General features: G+C 71.9%; 19 protein-coding genes. 12 read left to right on the top strand and 7 right to left on the bottom strand.

Annotated elements, in window-relative coordinates; genetic code table 11:
* Window positions 1-18: 18 nt before the first annotated feature.
* From MUB56_RS18030 to MUB56_RS17995, 8 genes are all read left to right on the top strand, one after another.
* Window positions 19-696, top strand: coding sequence for a helix-turn-helix domain-containing protein (locus MUB56_RS18030; protein WP_244928392.1), 678 nt, complete (start codon window positions 19-21; stop codon window positions 694-696).
* 56 nt (window positions 697-752) lie between these two features.
* Window positions 753-1,358 carry a DinB family protein gene (locus MUB56_RS18025; protein ID WP_244928391.1) on the top strand — a complete coding sequence of 202 codons (606 nt, stop codon included), beginning with the start codon at window positions 753-755 and terminating at the stop codon, window positions 1,356-1,358.
* Window positions 1,359-1,392: 34 nt separating this feature from the next.
* Entirely contained in the window at window positions 1,393-2,559 is a 1,167-nt protein-coding gene (gene hsaA, locus MUB56_RS18020; protein WP_244928390.1) for a 3-hydroxy-9,10-secoandrosta-1,3,5(10)-triene-9,17-dione monooxygenase oxygenase subunit, read from the top strand.
* A gap of 1 nt (window position 2,560) precedes the next feature.
* The gene (gene hsaD, locus MUB56_RS18015; protein ID WP_244928389.1) at window positions 2,561-3,442 is read left to right on the top strand and encodes a 4,5:9,10-diseco-3-hydroxy-5,9,17-trioxoandrosta-1(10),2-diene-4-oate hydrolase; all 882 of its coding nucleotides are present in this window, start codon (window positions 2,561-2,563) and stop codon (window positions 3,440-3,442) included.
* Entirely contained in the window at window positions 3,439-4,335 is an 897-nt protein-coding gene (gene hsaC, locus MUB56_RS18010; RefSeq protein WP_244928388.1) for an iron-dependent extradiol dioxygenase HsaC, read from the top strand. The genes hsaD and hsaC overlap by 4 nt, the downstream gene beginning before the upstream one ends.
* 30 nt (window positions 4,336-4,365) lie before the next feature.
* Window positions 4,366-5,028, top strand: coding sequence for a flavin reductase family protein (locus MUB56_RS18005; protein WP_244928387.1), 663 nt, complete (start codon window positions 4,366-4,368; stop codon window positions 5,026-5,028).
* Between the two features lie 130 nt (window positions 5,029-5,158).
* Window positions 5,159-6,139, top strand: a complete 981-nt coding sequence (locus MUB56_RS18000; RefSeq protein WP_244928386.1) for a type IV toxin-antitoxin system AbiEi family antitoxin domain-containing protein — start codon at window positions 5,159-5,161, stop codon at window positions 6,137-6,139.
* A gap of 96 nt (window positions 6,140-6,235) precedes the next feature.
* Window positions 6,236-6,850, top strand: a complete 615-nt coding sequence (locus MUB56_RS17995) for a GrpB family protein (RefSeq protein WP_244928385.1) — start codon at window positions 6,236-6,238, stop codon at window positions 6,848-6,850.
* Between the two features lie 103 nt (window positions 6,851-6,953).
* On the opposite strand, the gene MUB56_RS17990 is transcribed toward MUB56_RS17995, so the two are convergent.
* Window positions 6,954-7,337, bottom strand: a complete 384-nt coding sequence (locus MUB56_RS17990; protein WP_244928384.1) for a cupin domain-containing protein — start codon at window positions 7,335-7,337, stop codon at window positions 6,954-6,956.
* 155 nt (window positions 7,338-7,492) lie between these two features.
* Window positions 7,493-8,515, bottom strand: a complete 1,023-nt coding sequence (locus MUB56_RS17985) for an alcohol dehydrogenase catalytic domain-containing protein (RefSeq protein ID WP_244928383.1) — start codon at window positions 8,513-8,515, stop codon at window positions 7,493-7,495.
* A 52-nt stretch (window positions 8,516-8,567) separates the two neighbouring features.
* Between MUB56_RS17985 and MUB56_RS17980 the strand changes: the two genes are divergently transcribed.
* Genes MUB56_RS17980 through MUB56_RS17970 form a run of 3 tightly spaced genes read left to right on the top strand, consistent with a single transcriptional unit; the run spans window position 8,568 to window position 12,020 of the window.
* Window positions 8,568-10,499 carry an NAD(P)/FAD-dependent oxidoreductase gene (locus MUB56_RS17980; RefSeq protein ID WP_244928382.1) on the top strand — a complete coding sequence of 644 codons (1,932 nt, stop codon included), beginning with the start codon at window positions 8,568-8,570 and terminating at the stop codon, window positions 10,497-10,499.
* A gap of 4 nt (window positions 10,500-10,503) precedes the next feature.
* Window positions 10,504-11,067, top strand: a complete 564-nt coding sequence (locus MUB56_RS17975) for a TetR/AcrR family transcriptional regulator (protein WP_244928381.1) — start codon at window positions 10,504-10,506, stop codon at window positions 11,065-11,067.
* 17 nt (window positions 11,068-11,084) lie between these two features.
* Window positions 11,085-12,020 carry an alpha/beta hydrolase gene (locus MUB56_RS17970; RefSeq protein WP_244928380.1) on the top strand — a complete coding sequence of 312 codons (936 nt, stop codon included), beginning with the start codon at window positions 11,085-11,087 and terminating at the stop codon, window positions 12,018-12,020.
* Here MUB56_RS17970 and MUB56_RS17965 read toward each other — a convergent pair.
* The gene (locus MUB56_RS17965; protein WP_244928379.1) at window positions 12,011-12,361 is read right to left on the bottom strand and encodes a hypothetical protein; all 351 of its coding nucleotides are present in this window, start codon (window positions 12,359-12,361) and stop codon (window positions 12,011-12,013) included. The two genes, MUB56_RS17970 and MUB56_RS17965, sit on opposite strands and share 10 nt — an antisense overlap.
* A gap of 802 nt (window positions 12,362-13,163) precedes the next feature.
* Between MUB56_RS17965 and MUB56_RS17960 the strand changes: the two genes are divergently transcribed.
* Entirely contained in the window at window positions 13,164-13,457 is a 294-nt protein-coding gene (locus MUB56_RS17960) for a hypothetical protein (protein ID WP_244928378.1), read from the top strand.
* On the opposite strand, the gene MUB56_RS17955 is transcribed toward MUB56_RS17960, so the two are convergent.
* The 4 genes from MUB56_RS17955 to MUB56_RS17940 are packed head-to-tail and all read right to left on the bottom strand — an operon-like array spanning window position 13,454 to window position 16,933.
* Window positions 13,454-14,521 carry a nitronate monooxygenase gene (locus tag MUB56_RS17955; RefSeq protein ID WP_244928377.1) on the bottom strand — a complete coding sequence of 356 codons (1,068 nt, stop codon included), beginning with the start codon at window positions 14,519-14,521 and terminating at the stop codon, window positions 13,454-13,456. The two genes, MUB56_RS17960 and MUB56_RS17955, sit on opposite strands and share 4 nt — an antisense overlap.
* Entirely contained in the window at window positions 14,518-15,297 is a 780-nt protein-coding gene (locus MUB56_RS17950) for a CoA-transferase (RefSeq protein ID WP_244928376.1), read from the bottom strand. The genes MUB56_RS17955 and MUB56_RS17950 overlap by 4 nt, the downstream gene beginning before the upstream one ends.
* The gene (locus tag MUB56_RS17945; protein WP_244928375.1) at window positions 15,294-16,181 is read right to left on the bottom strand and encodes a CoA-transferase; all 888 of its coding nucleotides are present in this window, start codon (window positions 16,179-16,181) and stop codon (window positions 15,294-15,296) included. Before MUB56_RS17945 ends, MUB56_RS17950 begins: the two co-directional genes overlap by 4 nt.
* On the bottom strand, window positions 16,178-16,933 hold the full coding sequence (locus MUB56_RS17940; RefSeq protein WP_244928374.1) for an enoyl-CoA hydratase family protein: 756 nt from the start codon (window positions 16,931-16,933) through the stop codon (window positions 16,178-16,180). The genes MUB56_RS17945 and MUB56_RS17940 overlap by 4 nt, the downstream gene beginning before the upstream one ends.
* Between the last annotated feature and the right edge of the window lie 91 nt (window positions 16,934-17,024).

Genomic DNA, 17,024 nt, shown 5'->3' with positions numbered 1-17,024 from the left:
GGTGCTGAGGAGAGTCGTATGACCGCGGTACCCCACGAGATGTTGCCGACGATGCTGGGCCGCGCGACGCTCATCCTGGATGCGTTCGAGGAGCCCGAGCGGCGCCTCACCCTGGGTCAGGTCGCCCTGCAGACCGGGCTGCCGCGGTCGACCGCACACCGGATCCTCGACCAGCTGGTGGGCCTGGACTGGCTCTCCCACACCGACGGCGGCTACGTCCTCGGCCGTCGCGGCCGGACCTGGGGCCGGCCGGGCCAGGTCCGGGCCGACCTGCAGCAGGTCGCGGCGCCGGAGCTCGCCCGGCTGGCCAGCTGTGGGGGAGCCGTGCACCTCGGGCGGCTCGACGGCGCGGACGTGGTGCTCGTCGACGGCCGCGGCGACGGAGCCGGCCGGGTCGGCACCCGCCGGCGGGCCGAGCGCTCCGCTCTGGGCCGGGCCGCCCTCGCGACGCTGACCCCCGAGGAGGTCGACGGCCGGGTGAGCGGTGCCGACCTCGCCCAGCTGTACGCCGACCTGCACCGCGCCCGTCGTACCCAGCTGGTGTGCCGGGACATCGGTGGCGGCCTGGTCGCCATCGCTTCGCCCGTCGCCGCCGGCGCGGCGCTGGAGCTCGTGGTGCCCGCCGGCCGCGCCGACCGACTCGGTCCGCTGACCCGGGCCGCTGCGTGTCGGGTGCGCGAGGCGCTCGGCGCCTGAGTCGATCCCGGCTACGTCTCGGGGGACTGTCCCCGGACGGTGCCAGGGTGGGTCGCATGACTCCCGCACCCAAGGACACCCTGGTCCGCTACCTGCAGTCCGCCCGCGAGGCCGTGCTCTGGAAGCTCGACGGCCTCACGGAGTACGACGCCCGCCGCCCGCTCACCCCGACCGGCACCAGCGTGCTCGGCCTGGTCCAGCACCTGGCGAGCGTGGAGCTCGGCTACCTCGGCGACACCTTCGCCCGTCCGCACGGGGAGCGGCTGCCGTGGGACAGCGAGGACGCCGACCACAACGACGACCTCTGGGTCGCCCCGGAGGTCTCGCGCGAGGATGTGGTCGGGCTGTACCGCCGGGCCTGGGCGCACGGTGCGGAGACGATCGCCGCGCTCGACCTCGACGACACCGGCGAGGTCCCGTGGTGGCCGCCGGAGCGCCGGGTCGTCACGCTGCACCAGATCCTCGTGCACCTGATCGCCGAGACCGCTCGGCATGCGGGGCACGCCGACATCGTGCGTGAGCTGGTCGACGGGGCGGCCGGGCTGCGCGCGGATGCCACCAACCTGCCGGAGGGCGGCTACGACTGGTCCGCCCACCGCGATCGGGTGGACGCGGCGGCACGCGAAGGCGCCCGGCTTCACCAAAACGAGAACGTGTTCTAGTATTCCTCCTGTCCGACCACGACAGGAGAAGTCCATGCCCCAGGCTGTTCTCGACGGCGTCCGTGACCTGCTGCCCATCTTCCGGGAGCGCGCTGACGAGGCCGAGCGTCTCCGCGTGGTTCCGGAGGCGTCGATCAAGGAGCTCGAGGACACCGGCTTCTTCCGGCTGCTTCAGCCGAAGCGGTTCGACGGCTTCGAGGCCGACCCGGTCACCTTCTACTCCGCGGTGCGCGACATCGCCTCGGCGTGCGGCTCGACGGGCTGGGTCTCCAGCGTCGTCGGCGTGCACCCCTGGCAGGTGGCGCTGTTCGCGGACGAGGCGCAGCAGGCGGTGTGGGGCGAGGACACGTCGACCCGGCTGAGCTCGTCGTACGCCCCGACCGGCAAGGCGACGGTGGCCGACGGCGGCTACACCCTCTCGGGCAAGTGGAGCTTCTCCTCGGGCTGCGACCACTGCCAGTGGGTGCTGCTCGGCGGTCTGGTCTTCAACGCCGAGGGTCAGGTCGTCGACTTCAAGACCTTCATGGTGCCGCGTGAGAAGTACACGATCCTCGACGTGTGGCACACGGTCGGCCTCGCCGGCACCGGCTCCAACGACATCGTGGTCGACGAGGTGTTCATCCCCGAGGCGTTCACGTTGTCGATGAGCGAGACCGGCCAGTGCCGCGGCCCGGGCCAGGAGCAGAACACCTCCGACCTCTACAAGCTGCCGTTCCACTCGATCTTCACCGGCACCATCACCACCCCGATCATCGGCATGGCCCGGGGCGCGTACGCCGAGCACGTCGCCATGCAGCAGCAGCGCACCCGCGCGGCGTACCTGGGGGAGAAGGCCTCGCTCGACCCGTTCGCGGCCGTCCGGATCGCCCGTGCCTCCTCCGACATCGACGCGGCCTGGGCGCTGCTGATCAACAACATCCGCGAGGAGATGGACCACGTCGCCCGCGGCGAGAAGATCCCGCTCGGCGTGCGGCTGAAGGTCCGGCGCGACCAGGTCCTCGGCTCGCAGCGGGCGCTCGACGCGATCGACGTGCTGTTCGAGGCCTCGGGCGGTCGCGCGCTGGCCACCGGCACCTACCTCCAGCGGGCCTGGCGCGACGCCCACGCGGGCCGGGTGCACGCGGCCAACGACCCCGAGCGGGCCCTGCAGATGTACGGCGCGCACGAGTTCGGGCACAAGGTCGACCCGGGGATGTACTGACGTGGACCTGTCCCAGGAGTCCGTGCGCCGCTCGGCCAAGGCCCGCGACATCACGCTCAACTACTACGAGGCCGGGGAGCCCGGCGCCACCGGTGGCGGACTGCCGCTGGTGATGCTGCACGGCGGCGGTCCCGGCGCGTCGGCCTGGTCCAACTTCGGCCGGGCGCTGCCGCACTTCGCGGGTCACTTCCGCACCCTGCTGGTCGACCAGCCGGGCTTCGGTGGGTCCGAGAAGCCGCCGGTGGCCGGCAACTTCTACCGGCACGCCGCCGACCACGTCGTCGCGCTGCTCGACGAGCTCGGGATCGAGCGGGTGCACCTGCTCGGCAACAGCCTCGGCGGCGGCACGGCCATGCGGCTCGCGCTCACCTATCCCGACCGGGTCGGCCGGCTGGTCCTGATGGGGCCGGGCGGGCTCTCGCTCAACCTCTTCCACGCGGACCCGACCGAGGGTGTGCAGCGGTTGATGGACTTCGGCGCCAACCCGACCCGCGAGGCGCTGCGGGCGTTCATCTCCACGATGGTCGTCAACCAGGCGCTGGTGACCGACGAGCTGGTCGAGGAGCGGTTCGCCGACGCGACCGCGCCGGGCGCCCAGGAGGCGATGCGCTCGATGGGCATGTCGTTCTGGAACCCCGAGACCGCCGAGGACGGGATGCTCTGGCGTGAGGCGCACCGGCTGCGCAAGCACACCCTGCTCACCTGGGGCCGCGAGGACCGGGTCAATCCGCTCGACGGGGCGATGGTCGCGCTGAAGCTGATCCCCAAGGCGTCGCTGCACGTCTTCCCGAACTGCGGGCATTGGGCGCAGATCGAGGCCGCGGAGGAGTTCGCCGAGGTCGCCACCGCGTTCCTGTCCCGCCACACCGAGAGGTCCTCATGATCGACATCAAGTCCATGGGCTACGTCCGGGTAGCCAGCACCGACCTGGCGCAGTGGGAGACCTTCGCGGGCAAGGTGCTCGGGCTGGCCAAGGGCCGCGGCCCGAACCCCGCCCACCAGTACTGGCGCATCGACGAGGTGTCGGCGCGCCTGGTCGTCGTACCCTCCGACGTCGACCAGCTCGACTGCGTCGGCTGGGAGGTCGCCGACCACCGGGCGCTGCAGGAGGCCCGCGAGCACCTGCAGAAGGCGGGCGTCGCCTTCGAGGAGGGCACCCGCGAGGAGCTCGACGAGCGCCGCGTGCAGGAGCTGGTGCGCTTCCGCGACCCGTGGGACAACGTCTTCGAGCTCTTCCACGGCATCACCTACGAGTCCCGGCCGGTCGTCACGCCGTACGCCGCGACCTTCGTGACCGGCGACCAGGGGATGGGACACATCGTGCTGCCCGTGCTCGACGACGTGGAGGCGCTGCGCTTCTACACCGACGTCCTGGGCTTCCGGCTGCGCGACTCGATGAGCATGCCCGGCGAGTTCGTCGGCAAGGAGCCGGGCTCGAAGATCTGGCTGCGGTTCCTCGGCGTCAACCCGCGGCACCACTCGCTGGCGTTCCTCCCGATGCCGAACCCCGCCAAGTGCGTCCACATCATGCTGGAGGTCGACAAGCTCGACCACGTCGGCCGGGCGCTGGAGCGGGTCCGCAAGCACGGCGCACCGCTGTCGGCCACGCTCGGTCGGCACATGAACGACGAGATGGTGTCGTTCTACGTCCGCTCGCCCGGCGGCTTCGACATCGAGTTCGGCACCGAGGGGATGATGGTCGACGACGCCCGCTGGGTCGCTCGCGAGTCGACCGCGGTGTCGTACTGGGGCCACGACTTCGGCGGCGGCCAGTAGGAGCGGGAGCGAGTGGCGAGGGTCGAGACGGTGAGCTCGGGAGCCAGCGCAGAGACCCCGGACGTCCCCGACGTCCCGGACGTCCCGGACGGGATGAGCCCGGACGCGCGCGAGACCTGGCCCAGCCCGGAGCTGATCAGCTCCTGGCTCGGTGACGCCGGCTACGACTTCGAGCTGCGCCCCGGCGAGGACGTCGAGGTCCCCGAGGACCCGGCGGCGCTGGCCGCGGCGCGCCAGTTCCGCGACGTGCTCGGCCGCTTCGCCTCGGGCGTCACGGTCGTGACCTCGATCAGTGGCGGGGAGCCGGTCGGGATGACCTGTCAGTCGTTCTCCAGCGTCTCCCTCGACCCGCCGCTGGTGCTGTTCATCCCGGCCAAGACCTCCCGTGCCTGGCCGCTGATCCAGCGCTCCGGGCGGTTCTGCGTGAACTTCCTGGCCGCCGGCCAGGCCGAGCTGTCGAACACGATGGCCAGTCGCGGCATCGACAAGTTCGCCGACGTCGACTGGATCCCCGCCGAGGCCACCGGCTCCCCGGTGCTCCCCGGCACCCTCGGCCATGTCGACTGCACCATCCACGCGGTCCACGAGGCCGGCGACCACTTCGTCGTCATCGGTCGGGTCCTCGCCCTCGCCACCACCGAGACCCCCGACCCCCTCCTGTTCTTCCAGGGCAAGTACCGCACCACCGACTGAACCTGCTCCCTCGCCGACCCGTCACTTTCTCGGCAGTTTTGGCGGCGTGTTGCCGCACGATTGACGGGTCGATCTCCGGGGCTGTGGATGACGCGGGCGAGGGCCCGCGACTTTGCCGACGATGCTGGGCATGGAGCTGCCCGACCTGCATGTCCTTCATGACCTGCCGGATCGCCACCCGGCGCTGCCGATCGACGTACCTTTCACGACGGCGCAGGCCGCGGGCGTCGGCGTCGGACGTGACGTCCTTACGCGGTTGGTGCGCTCGGGCCTGCTGCGCCGCGTGGTCGACGGGGTGTACGTCGATGCCGCCGTCCCGGACTCCACCCTGACCCGCACTCGCGCCGTCTCGCTGGTGATCCCCGAGACGGCCGTCGTGTGCGACGAGTCGGCGGCCTGGGTGCACGGCGTCGACCTCGACCCGCCGCAGGCCCATGTGGTCGCGCCGCCCGTCTCGGTCTTCCAGCTGCCCGGCAACACCCGCGTGCGCAAAGACGGCTGCGCGGGCGGGGAGCGGACCCTGCTGCCGCGAGACGTGATCGTGGTCGACGGAGTCCGAGTGCTGTCCCCGCTGCGACTGGCCTGCGACCTGGGCCGCCTGCGCTCGCGCGACCAGGGGCTGGGCGCGATGGACGCGCTGGCTCGGAAGGCGGGCTTCGTCGCGGCAGACGTCGTACGCGAGACGGTGCGGTTCCGCGGCATGCGCGGCGTCGTACAGCTGCGAGACCTGGGTCCGCGCGTCGACGGCCGCGCGATGTCGCTCCTGGAGTCCTGGACGCGGTTGCGCTGCGATGACGGCGGGCTGCCGGCCCTGACCCCGCAGGTGGAGGTACGACGCGGAGGCCAGCCGTGGGGTGAGCTCGCGATGCTGGATCTGGCCAACGAGCAGCTCCGCTTCGCGGTCGAGTACGACGGCGAGGACTGGCACACCAGCGACGAACAGCGCGCGCAGGACCGACGCCGGCGAGGTTGGCTGACTCGCGAGGAGTCCTGGGGGATCGTCGTACTGACGCGCAGGCACGTGCCGACGCACGATCGGGCGGTGACCGTCGACGCCGTACGACGGGCGCTGGAGCGGCACCTCGCCGGCCAGCCGTGCGAACCGGACTGAGGGCCGGGACTGAGGGCCGAGCCGTCAATGCTGCGACGACACACCGCGAAAACTGCCGAGAAAGTGACGGGTCGCGCTCCAACTAGGCTCGAGGGCATGGACACCCACCCCCTCTGGCGCCCGTACGACGTCCCGAGCGAGGAGCAGGTCGCGGCGGCGCGGGTGCGCACACACGTGCCGGAACGGGTCGAGGTGGTGCCGCCCGATCCGGCGTGGCCGGCGGCGTACGACGAGGTCCGCCGCCTGGTCGGGAGGGCGCTGGGGGAGCGGGTGCTGGCGATCGAGCACGTCGGCTCGACGTCGGTGCCGGGACTGCACGCGAAGCCCTTCATCGACGTCGACCTCACCGTGGCCGACACCGAGCGCGAGGCGGACTACCTGCCGGCACTGGAGGCGGCCGGCTTCGTGCTGCGGGTGCGCGAGCCGGAGTGGCAGCACCGGGTGTTCCGGATGACCCGGCCGCTGACCACCCTGCACGTGTGGAGCCCCGGCGCCCAGGAGCCGCAGCGGCACGTGGCGTTCCGCGACTGGCTGGCGAGCCACGCCGACGACCGCGCGACGTACGCCGACCTGAAGTGCCGGCTGGGCGAGCGGGGTTTCACCGACTCGATGGTCTACAACAACGAGAAGGCCGGCCTGATCTACGACATCTACGAGCGGATCTTCGTGGCCGACCCGGAGCATCCCCACACGCCGCAGCCGAGGAGCTAGGCCGGGCGACCGTCACGAGGGTCGAGCCGTCAATGCTGCGGCGACACACCGCGAAAGACGCCGAGAAAGTGACGGGTCGCGCAGGCGGCGGCCTGAGGTTCCGCTACCCGTCCCAGCGTCCGGGTGGCGGGTCGACGTTGACCGTCGGGATCCCGCCGCCGGCGCGGGCGATCACCGCGAGGGACGGCTCGTCGGCGGGGTTGCTCTCGCGGTGCACCGTGTGAGCGGGGACGTGCACGAAGTCGCCGGGCCGGGCGTCCAGCCAGCCCTCGTGGCCCTCGAACTCCAGGCGCAGGATGCCGGAGACGACGTACAGGCTGGACTCGTTGACGTCGTGGTGGTGCCATCCGGACACGGCCCCGGGTGCGGTCGTCACCTGGCCGACCCACAGCCGCTCGAGCTCGAAGGCCCGGCGCCGGTGCATGCCCGGTGTCGGGTCCGCGTCGAGGAGGTCCTCGACGCGGAAGACCCGCACGGGCCCGGACAAGGTCAGATCCGCACGCGGGTCGGGTTGGCCAGCATGCCGTCGGGGACCGCGTCGGACGGCGTCTCGATCTGCGGGGTCTCGGTCACCTCGATGTCGGTCATGATCTGAACCTATCGATGGTGGTGACGACGGCTCCTCACGGGTCCGGATATGCGTCAGGGGCGCATCAGGACCTTCACGCAGTCGGCGGTCCGGGCGGCGACGGCGGCGTACGCCGAGGCCGCGTCGGCGAGCGCGAACTCGTGGGTGAAGAGCCCGGTCGTGTCGATCCGGCCGTTCCCGATGAGTGGGACGAGCGAGGACCAGGTGCCCTGGATCGGGGCGGTCGTCATCCGCAGCGTGATGCTGCGGAAGAGGGCGCCCAGGATCGGCAGCGGGTACGGCGTCAGGTCATGCACGCCGATCACCGACACGGTGCCGCCGGCGCGCACGGCACCGAACGCGTCGTCCAGCGTGGCGTCGAGCGCCACGGCGTCGATGACCGCGTCGGCGCCACGCCCGCCGGTCGCCTCGAGCACGGCCTCGACGGTCGGCCCCTCGATCGCGATGCCGCCCGCGGCGACGGCTCGATCGCGACGCCCGGCGACCGGGTCGGCCACCAGCACCCGCCCCGCGCCGAGGGCGTACGACGCGCGTACGGCGCACTGCCCGACCGCGCCCAGCCCGAGGACCACCACCGTGCCGCCCGGCGCGAAGTCGGCTCGCTGCGCGCCCGCCCAGCCGGTGGCCAGGTTGTCGGTGAGCAGCAGCGCGGCCTCGTCGCTCATCCCCTCCGGGACGGCGAGCAGCTGGAAGTCGGCGACCGGCACGGCGACCAGGTCGCTCTGCGCCCCGCCCAGCTCGCCCGCGCCGAACACCTTGCCGCCCTGCACGCAGGTCACCGAGTCGCCCAGCGCGCAGCGGTCGCAGGCGCCGCAGCCGGCCACCGACGCGATCAGCACCCGGTCGCCGACGGCGAAGCGTCGTACGTCGGGGCCGGCCTCGACGATCCGGCCGATGGCCTCGTGGCCCACCGCGACGGGGTACATCGGCAGGTCGCCGTCGTAGAAGTGCAGGTCGGACCCGCAGATGGAGGTGGCCTCGACCTGGACGATCGCGCCGTCCGGGCCGGGCAGGGTGGGGTCCGGACGGGTCTCGACGGTGACGGACCCCGGGGCTTCGATGACGACGGTGCGCATGGCCGGACGCTAGAGCGGTAGACAGATTCCCACAAGTGTGTACCAATGCCGCATGCGGAACCCCCACTCCGGCGTACCGTTCACGGCCGCCGAGACGAGCGACGAGGCGATCGCGGCGGCGCTCGAGAACCTCTCGGTGCCGACCCTGCTGCTCTCATGCGTCCATATGACCGACGACCCGGCGGTGGTCGAGGAGATCCTCACCGGTCCGCTGCGCCCGCAGGGGCTGTTCCTCAACGAGGTGCAGGGCTTCATGAGCCCGGAGGACCAGGCGGCCGCCCGAGCGCGAGCGGTCGAGATCGTCCGCGACTGGCGCGACCGCGGCTGCCCCGAGCCGGAGCCCGTCGGCGCGGACCTCCTCAAGCGGATGATGGACTGGATCACCTGCGAGGACGTCGGGTCGGAGTACGTCCCGATGCTGCTGGAGGAGATGGAGCTCGACGGCGCAGACGCCCGCGCCGCGGCCCGACCGCAGGACCCGGCCACGGCCACCGACCTGCCGGTCGTGATCATCGGCTGCGGCATGTCCGGTCTGCTGGCCGCGATCCGCCTGCAGGAGGCCGGCTTCCCGTACACCGTCGTCGAGAAGAACCCCGGTGTGGGCGGGACCTGGTGGGAGAACACCTACCCGGGCGCCCGGGTCGACGTCGGCAACCACTTCTACTGCTACTCCTTCGAGGGCTCCGAGCACTGGACCGAGTTCTTCGCCCGCCAGCCCGAGCTGCAGGCGTACTTCCAGCGAGTCCTCGAGAAGTACGACGTGGGCCGCCACGTCCGCTGGTCCACCGAGGTGACCGGCGCGACCTGGGACGAGCCGAGTGGCACCTGGGCGGTCGCGCTCGACACCGGCGAGACGCTCACCGCCCGCGCCGTCGTCTCCGCGGTCGGCATGCTCAACCGGCCCGCGCTGCCCGACGTACCGGGGCACTTCGACGGACCCTCCTTCCACACCGCGCGCTGGGACCACGACGTCGACCTCGCCGGCAAGGACGTCGTGATGATCGGCGCCGGTGCGACCGGCTTCCAGGTGGCTCCGGCGATCGCGGAGCAGGTCGGCAGCCTCACCGTCATCCAGCGCAGCGCGCAGTGGATGTTCCCGAACCCGAACTACCACGCCGAGGTCGGCCCCGGGGTGCGGTGGGCGTTGCGGCACCTGCCGTTCTACGCGCGCTGGTACCGCTTCCTGATCTTCTACCCCGGCTGCGACACCGGCCTGGTCGCGGCGCGGGTCGACCCGGAGTGGGAGCCGCAGGAGCGCTCGGTCAGCGAGGCCAACGACCTGGCCCGGATGATGTTCGCCGACTGGATCACCAGCCAGGTCCCGGACGACCCCGAGCTGCTCGCGATGGTGCTGCCCGACTACCCGCCCACCGGCAAGCGGACCCTGCAGGACAACGGCAGCTGGCTGCGCACCCTGCAGCGGGAGAACGTCGAACTGGTCCGCGCCGGCGTCGACCGGCTGGAGCCCGACGGGGTCGTCGACAGCGACGGCCGGTTCCACCGCGCCGACGTACTGGTCTGGGCGACCGGCTTCCGCGCCAACGACTTCCTGCTGCCGCTCCGGATCACCGGCCGCGACGGCGTCGACCTGCGCGAGCACTGGGGCACCCGCCCGCGCGCCTACCTGGGCATGACCGTGCCGAGCTTCCCGAACCTCTTCTGCCTCTACGGCCCCGGCACCAACCTGGCCAGCGGCGGCAGCCTGATCATCAACTCCGAGATGGAGGTCCGTTACGTCGTGCAGTGCCTGACCGCGCTGGCCGACGGTGGGCTGCGCTCGCTCGAGCCGCGTCAGGAGCGGTACGACGAGTGGTACGACCGCTGCCAGGCCGAGCTGCGCGCCACGGTCTGGGCCTCGCCGCACATCGAGCACAACTACTACACGAACGACGACGGCGAGGTGCACGTGCTGAGCCCCTGGCGGATCGTCGACTTCTGGGCCTGGACCCGCACCGTCGACCTCGACGACTTCGTGCTGGGGTGAGCCGGTGAGCACCCGGGACCGACTGCTCGACGCCGCCGAGCGCTGCCTGCGCCGCGACGGCATCCGTCGTACGACGGTCGGGCGGGTGGCCGAGGAGGCCGGCGTGTCGCGGTCCGGCCTGTACCTGCACTTCCCCGACAAGCCGACCCTGCTGTCCGCCGCCCTGATCCGCCGCGACGAGGCGTTCTGGGCCGAGGCCCACGAGCGGGTGGGCAGCGCCGAGGGGATGGCGGCCAAGGTGGCCGAGGCGGTCGTGATGTCGCGCAGCTCGCCGCTCGGTCCGCTGGCCCTGGAGCTGCGGGAGAGCGAGCCGCAGGCGTTCGCGGCGGTGATGGGCACCTTCGCCGACGACATCGTCCCGGGTCTCGCGGGTTTCTGGGAGCACCACCTGGAGCTGGCCCGGTCGGCCGGCGAGGTCCGCGCCGACCTCGACCTGGCCGGTGCCGCGGAGTGGATCCTGCGGGTCGTCATCTCGCTGGTCGCGGTGCCGGGCGTGGCCGTCGACGTCGGCGACCGCGCGTCGGTGCGCGCCTACCTGCAGACCTATCTCGTCCCCGCCCTGACCTGAGCCACCTGAGGAGACCCATGGATCCCGCCGACCTCCCGACCCTCGATCCCGCCCTGGCGGACATCGTCGCTCTGCTGCCGGACCTGACCGAGTCCCTGGCCGACGTCGCGGGTGCCCGCGCGATGCTCGCGAGCTTCGTGCCCGAGGGCCCGGTGCCGGGCGAGGAGCTCGTCGAGACCAGCGAGGTGCCGGTCGGCGAGGCGGCGCGGGTGCGCTTCTACCGCCCGCGCGGCGCGACCGGCCGGCTGCCCGGGCTGCTCTACCTGCACGGCGGCGGGTTCTGCCTCGGCGACCTCGACCTGGAGCACGGGCTGGCCGTCGAGCTGTGCCACACCCTCGGGGCGGTGGTGGCCAGCGTCGACTACCGACTGGCGCCCGAGCACCCGTACCCCGCCGGGCTCGACGACTGCTACGCCGCCCTGCAGCTGCTCGCGGCGCGCGACGACGTCGACGCCGCGCGGGTCGCCGTACACGGTCAGAGCGCCGGCGGGGGACTGGCCGCGGCGACCGCGCTGCTCGCCCGGGACCGGGGCGGTCCGGAGCTGTGCTTCCAGGCCCTCGGCATCCCGGAGCTCGACGACCGGCTCGACACCTGGTCGATGCGAGCCTTCACCGGCACCCCGATGTGGAGCCGCCCGCAGGCGGTGCTGTCCTGGCAGTACTACCTCGGCGGTCGGGAGGCCGACCAGTACGCCGCTCCTGCGCGCGCCGAGGACCTCAGCGGGCTGCCGCCGGCGTACGTCGTCACCTGCGAGCTGGACCCGTTGCGCGACGAGGGCATCGAGTACGCGATGCGGCTGTTGCAGGCCGGCGTCTCGGTCGAGCTGCACTCGTTCCCGGGAACGGTGCACGGGTCGGCGATCGTGCGGGACGCGGCCGTGGTGAAGCGGATGGACGCGGAGCTCGTGGACGCCCTGCGCCGGGCGCTGGCACCGGACGCGGCTCAGGCGTAGCAGATGGCCAGGCCGACGACCGTCGGCACCAGCCCGAGCAGCAGCCACGGCGTCGCGATCGGCTTGCGGTGGATCACCAGGGCGACGGCGACCGCGATCATGCCGAACGCGCCCGCGATCAGGTTGAGCCCGATCTTGGCCGGGTCGTTGCCGTCGTCGAGAAACACGGCCGACACCACCAGGCCCGCCGAGAGGTGGAGGATCGTGGTGGCGAGGAGGACCGACAGGACCCACTTCTGCACGCCCTCGATGGCCTTGCTGCCGGGCGGCGGCGGCGCGGGACGCGGGTTGTCGGGGTCCATCAGGTGCCGGCGACGTCGCGGCGCCTGCTGTTGGCTCATACGGCGACTTTACGCCGCCCCGCGGTGAGGCTGAGCAGCAGGACCGGCCGAAGCCCCGCACCGGATATCCAGGTGCGCCCGCTCGCCCGCCGGATGCATGCTCGACGGATGATCCTCGATCAGGTGGACCCCGGGGAGGCGGCCGCGGTCGGCGACTTCGTGACGGTCTCGAACCTCGTCCGCGCGGTCGATTCGCACTGGGGGCACCCGCTGACCGCGCACGAGGCCGTCGGCGAGCTCCGGCACGGCTGGGACGGCGAGCCGTCGATCGGGTTCGTCGCTCGAGTGGACGGCGTACCGGTGGCGACAGGCGAGTACTCCGTCAGCGAGTACGACAACCGGCACGTCGCCTGGGTGTTCGCGCAGGTCGACCCGACTCACCGTCGCCGGGGGATCGGGAGCGCCGTACTGGAGGCGCTTCGGGACCGGGCCCGCGCCGAGGGACGCACGTCGCTGGGCACCGCCGGGTGGGAGTCCCCGGCGACCGTCGGGTTCGCGACGCGGCACGGGCTGTCGCAGAAGTCGGTCGAGGTCAACCGGCGCCAGCACCTCGCCGAGCTGGACCGGGCCGCCGTCGACGCGGCGTACGACGACGCCCTCCCGCACGCCGCCGGCTACGAGCTGCTCAGGCTGGCCGGGGCCAGCCCGCCCGAGCTGCTCCCTGCGCTGGCGGTGCTGACGGCGGCGATCAACGACGCCCCGACCGACGACCTCGACATCGAGGACAGCGACTTCCCGCCCGAGCGGATCGGGGCGTACGCCGCCGCCCAGGCCGCGCGCGGCCACCGGCTGTACCGGGGTGGTGGCCCGGCACCGCGCCAGCGCCGAGCTCGCCGGTCAGTCCGTGGTCGCGGTCGACGGCGAGCGGCCGGCGCTGGCCGAACAGCACGACACCTCGGTGGTCGCCGCCCACCGAGGCCACCGGCTCGGGCTGCTGTTGAAGGCCGAGATGCTGCGCTGGCTGGCCGAGGCCGAGCCGCAGGTCGAGACCGTCGACACCTGGAACGCCGAGTCCAATGCCCGGATGATCGACGTCAACGAGCTGCTCGGCTACCGGGTGATGGGCCGGGAGCTCGTCTTCCAGGGCTCGATCTAGACCAGGTACGTCGCCCCGCGGCGCAGCTCCTCGACCGCCCGGGTGACGACCCTCTCGATGAGCTCCTCGCAGGACGGCAGGTCGTCGAGGACGCCGACGACCTGGCCGGAGGCGAGCACGCCCGCGTCGGTGTCGCCGTCGACCAGGCCCGACTTCAGCATCGTCGGGGTGTTGGCGGCCAGCGCCATCTGCGCCATCGAGCGGCCCTGGCTCTTCTTCATCTCCCGGCCGTCCTTGGCCAGCTCGAGCCAGGACAGACCGCTGCTCTGCTTGAACTCCAGGGTCCGGCGCAGGGTCGGGCCGAGCCGCTTGACCGCGCTGGTCTCCTCGATCTCCTCGACCAGCTTCGTGCGCAGCATCCGGTGCGGCATCCCGTCGACCTTGGCCGTGACCACGGTGCCGTCGAGGCCGTAGGAGAGGTAGAGCTCCTTGACGGCGTCGGGGACGGCGGAGTCGCGGGTCAGCAGGAAGCGGGTGCCCATGCCGATGCCGGCGGCGCCGTACGAGAGCGCGGCGGCGAGTCCACGGCCGTCGAAGAACCCGCCGGCCGCGATCACCGGGATGTCCACGGCATCGAGAACGGTCGGCAGCAGCAGGGTGGTCGGGACCGCGCCGGTGTGGCCGCCGCCCTCGCCGCCCTGGATCATCACCGCGTCCGCGCCCCAGGAGGCGACCTTGACCGCGTGCTTGGGCGCGCCGACCGACGGGATCACGACGATGTCGTGCTCCTTGAGCCGCGCGATGAGCTCGGGCTTCGGGGCCAGCGCGAACGACGCCACCTTCACGCCGTGCTCGATCAGGAGATCGCAGCGGGCGGGTGCGTCACCGGCGTCGGCACGCAGGTTGACCCCGAACGGCTGGTCGGTGCGGCCCTTGACCTCGACGATCGCCTTCTCGAGCTCGCCGATCGTCATCGTGGCGCTGGCCAGGATGCCGAGGCCGCCCGCGTTCGCCGTACCGCTCACTAGACGGGGGCCGGCGACCCAGCCCATGCCGGTCTGGACGACGGGGTGGCGGATCCCGACCAGCTCGGTCAGGGGGGTGCGGAGCAGCTGGTCGATCATGACGCGTTCTCTGGGGCCGGGACCTCCTTGAAGCGCAGACCCTTCGGGTCCAGCACCTCGCGGATGATGGTCAGCTCCTCGGTGGTCGGCTCACGCGTGATCGGCACGTCGGCCGGTACGTCGAACTCGAACCCGGTGGCCTCGCGGACCTCGTCGACCGTGACGCCGGGGTGCACGCTCAGCAGCCGCATCGTGTCGCCGGGACCGGTGACGTCGAAGACGGCGAGGTTGCTGACGATCCGGTGGATGTCGTTGAAGCGGGCCGCGCCGGGGCCGGCCTGCTTCGCCCGTGCGGGACCGACGCCGGAGACGATGTCGACCCGCTCGACGAAGACGCGCGGGGAGTGCTTCGGGACCCAGTACGACGTCCGGTTGTTCACCGTGTTGCCGGGGGCGCCGCGCGAGCCGAGCAGCTGCCGCTTGGGCCGGGCGAAGTCGCCGATGGCCGAGATGTTCTGGTTGCCGTGGCGGTCGACCTGGGTGGCGCCCATCATCACGTGCCGCTTGCCGTAGGCGACGACGTCGAAGACCTTGCGGAACGGGATCCAGCCCTCGACCACGTCGGACTTCGCGAACAGCGGCGGGACGCCGGCGAGGAACAGCGACTCGCCGTCGGAGATCACCAGGTCGGGGTTGCTGGTCAGCTTGGCCAGCCGCACCCCCAGCATCGGCAGCAGCCCCATCGGGCTGGCGAAGATCTCGCCGTCGTCGCGGAACGCGTCGGCGATGGCCGCCGCGCAGACGTCGGCCCGGGTCACGGCGGTCGAGGCACTCATGCCTGCTCCTTCTGGAAGTCGCGGACGGCGGCCTGGTAGGCCGCCTCGTCGCCGTCGAGGAAGCGGGCGCTGAACGCCGCCCAGTCCTCGTCGCTGCCGGACGCGGCCTTCGCGTAGGCCCGCTGGAACTTCTCGTCGCGCTCGTAGTCGGGCGTGCAGGTGGTGAAGTGCGCGCCGTTGGGGGTCTCGACGACCCCGTCGACCATCATCCGGCTCAGCAGCAGCCGCTGGACGGGGGTGTCGACGGTCAGCCCAGCGGTGTCGACGATCTGCTCGACACTGAGGTACGTCTTGTCGGCGGCCATCGCGAACAGGTCGTCGAAGTAGGGGTCGGGACCCAGGTACGTCGCGTTGCCGTGCCGGTCGGCCCGGTTCAGGTGCACCAGGGCGACGTCGAGCCGGAGCGCGGGGACCGCGACCAGCTCCTCGTGCCCGTGGCCCTCGTCGTACGGGCTGGTGACGGTCTTGATGTCGGGGTTGTTGACGAGTACGTCGGAGCCGAGACCGGCTCGCATCGGCAGGAACGGCAGCCGCTGGGCGGCCGCCTGGAGACCGGTCTGGAACATCCCCTCGTCGAGCTCGACGACCTCGGGGATGGTGCCCTCCTGGCGGGCCCTCTGGAAGTTCGGCTCCAGCGGCACCGTGTCGAGGGAGACGAAGGCGTAGACCAGCTTCTTCACCTTGCCCGCCCGGGTCAGCAGGCCGACGTCGGCGCCGCCCCAGCTCACCAGGGTCAGGTCGGTCAGGTCGCTGCGCAGGATGGCCCGGACCAGCGCCATCGGCTTGCGCCGCGGACCCCAGCCACCGATGCCGATGGTCATGCCGCTCTCGAGCGAGCCGACGATCTCGTCGATCGTCGTCTGCTTGTCGCGTGGTTCGGTCACTTCTTGCTCTTCTCCGTTCCTGCGAACTCGTCTCGCAGCTCGTCGCTCACGCCGGACAGGTTGAGCTCGAAGGTGAACCCCTGCTCGAAGCGGTAGCTCTTGTTCACGTCGATCGGGTCGATCCCGTTCAGCGCCTCCTTGGCGGCGCGGATCACCCGGGTGTCCTTGGCGGCGATCTCGCCGGCCACCTTCAGCGCGGCGTCGTCGAGCTCTCCGCGGGGGACGACCTCCAGGACGCTGCCGTGCTGCACCAGCTCGCTCGCCTTGATGGTGCGGGCGGTGAAGTAGAGGGTGCGCATCAGGTGCTGGGGGACCAGGCGGGCCATGTGGGTGGCCGCACCGAGCGCGCCCTGGTTGACCTCGGGTACGCCGAAGAATGCGTCGTCGCTGGCGATCACGCAGTCCGCGTTGCCGACCAGGCCGACCCCGCCGCCGAGGCAGAAGCCGTTGACGGCCGCGATCACGGGCACCGAGCACTCGTAGACCGCCTTGAAGGCCGCGAAGCAGCCCTTGTTGGCACCCATCAGGGCTTCGAAGCCGGTGGTCTGCTGCATCTCCTTGATGTCGACGCCGGCGTTGAAGCCGCGGCCCTCGGCCCGGAGCACGACCACCTTGGTGCTCATGTCCCGAGAGGCCTCGTCCATCGCCGCGGCGACGTCGAACCAGCCCTGGACGGTGAGTGCGTTGACCGGTGGGTGCTCCATGGTGACGACGCGGATGCCGTCGTCTCGCAGTTCGGAGGTGATCGCCATGAGCGCCAACCTAACATTTGCTTGGTACGATTGCAGCATGTCACGTGCCCCGAGTCCGACCGTTCGTGTCGCGCTCCTCACGCGGGCCGGC

It is taken from the genome of Nocardioides sp. W7 (assembly GCF_022919075.1).
Taxonomy (GTDB): Bacteria; Actinomycetota; Actinomycetes; order Propionibacteriales; family Nocardioidaceae; genus Nocardioides.
The sequence above is the reverse complement of the archived record's forward strand: the minus strand, read 5'-3'. Positions and strand labels throughout refer to the sequence as shown.

Bases quoted from the DNA above. Each gene is read 5' to 3' on its own strand.
- MUB56_RS18030 (WP_244928392.1), top strand. From the start codon at position 19: ATGACCGCGGTACCCCACGAGATGTTGCCGACGATGCTGGGCCGCGCG.
- MUB56_RS18025 (WP_244928391.1), top strand. From the start codon at position 753: ATGACTCCCGCACCCAAGGACACCCTGGTCCGCTACCTGCAGTCCGCC.
- hsaA (WP_244928390.1), top strand. From the start codon at position 1,393: ATGCCCCAGGCTGTTCTCGACGGCGTCCGTGACCTGCTGCCCATCTTC.
- hsaC (WP_244928388.1), top strand. From the start codon at position 3,439: ATGATCGACATCAAGTCCATGGGCTACGTCCGGGTAGCCAGCACCGAC.
- MUB56_RS18000 (WP_244928386.1), top strand. From the start codon at position 5,159: ATGGAGCTGCCCGACCTGCATGTCCTTCATGACCTGCCGGATCGCCAC.
- MUB56_RS17995 (WP_244928385.1), top strand. From the start codon at position 6,236: ATGGACACCCACCCCCTCTGGCGCCCGTACGACGTCCCGAGCGAGGAG.
- MUB56_RS17985 (WP_244928383.1), bottom strand. From the start codon at position 8,515: ATGCGCACCGTCGTCATCGAAGCCCCGGGGTCCGTCACCGTCGAGACC.
- MUB56_RS17980 (WP_244928382.1), top strand. From the start codon at position 8,568: ATGCGGAACCCCCACTCCGGCGTACCGTTCACGGCCGCCGAGACGAGC.
- MUB56_RS17970 (WP_244928380.1), top strand. From the start codon at position 11,085: ATGGATCCCGCCGACCTCCCGACCCTCGATCCCGCCCTGGCGGACATC.
- MUB56_RS17965 (WP_244928379.1), bottom strand. From the start codon at position 12,361: ATGAGCCAACAGCAGGCGCCGCGACGTCGCCGGCACCTGATGGACCCC.
- MUB56_RS17955 (WP_244928377.1), bottom strand. From the start codon at position 14,521: ATGATCGACCAGCTGCTCCGCACCCCCCTGACCGAGCTGGTCGGGATC.
- MUB56_RS17950 (WP_244928376.1), bottom strand. From the start codon at position 15,297: ATGAGTGCCTCGACCGCCGTGACCCGGGCCGACGTCTGCGCGGCGGCC.
- MUB56_RS17940 (WP_244928374.1), bottom strand. From the start codon at position 16,933: ATGGCGATCACCTCCGAACTGCGAGACGACGGCATCCGCGTCGTCACC.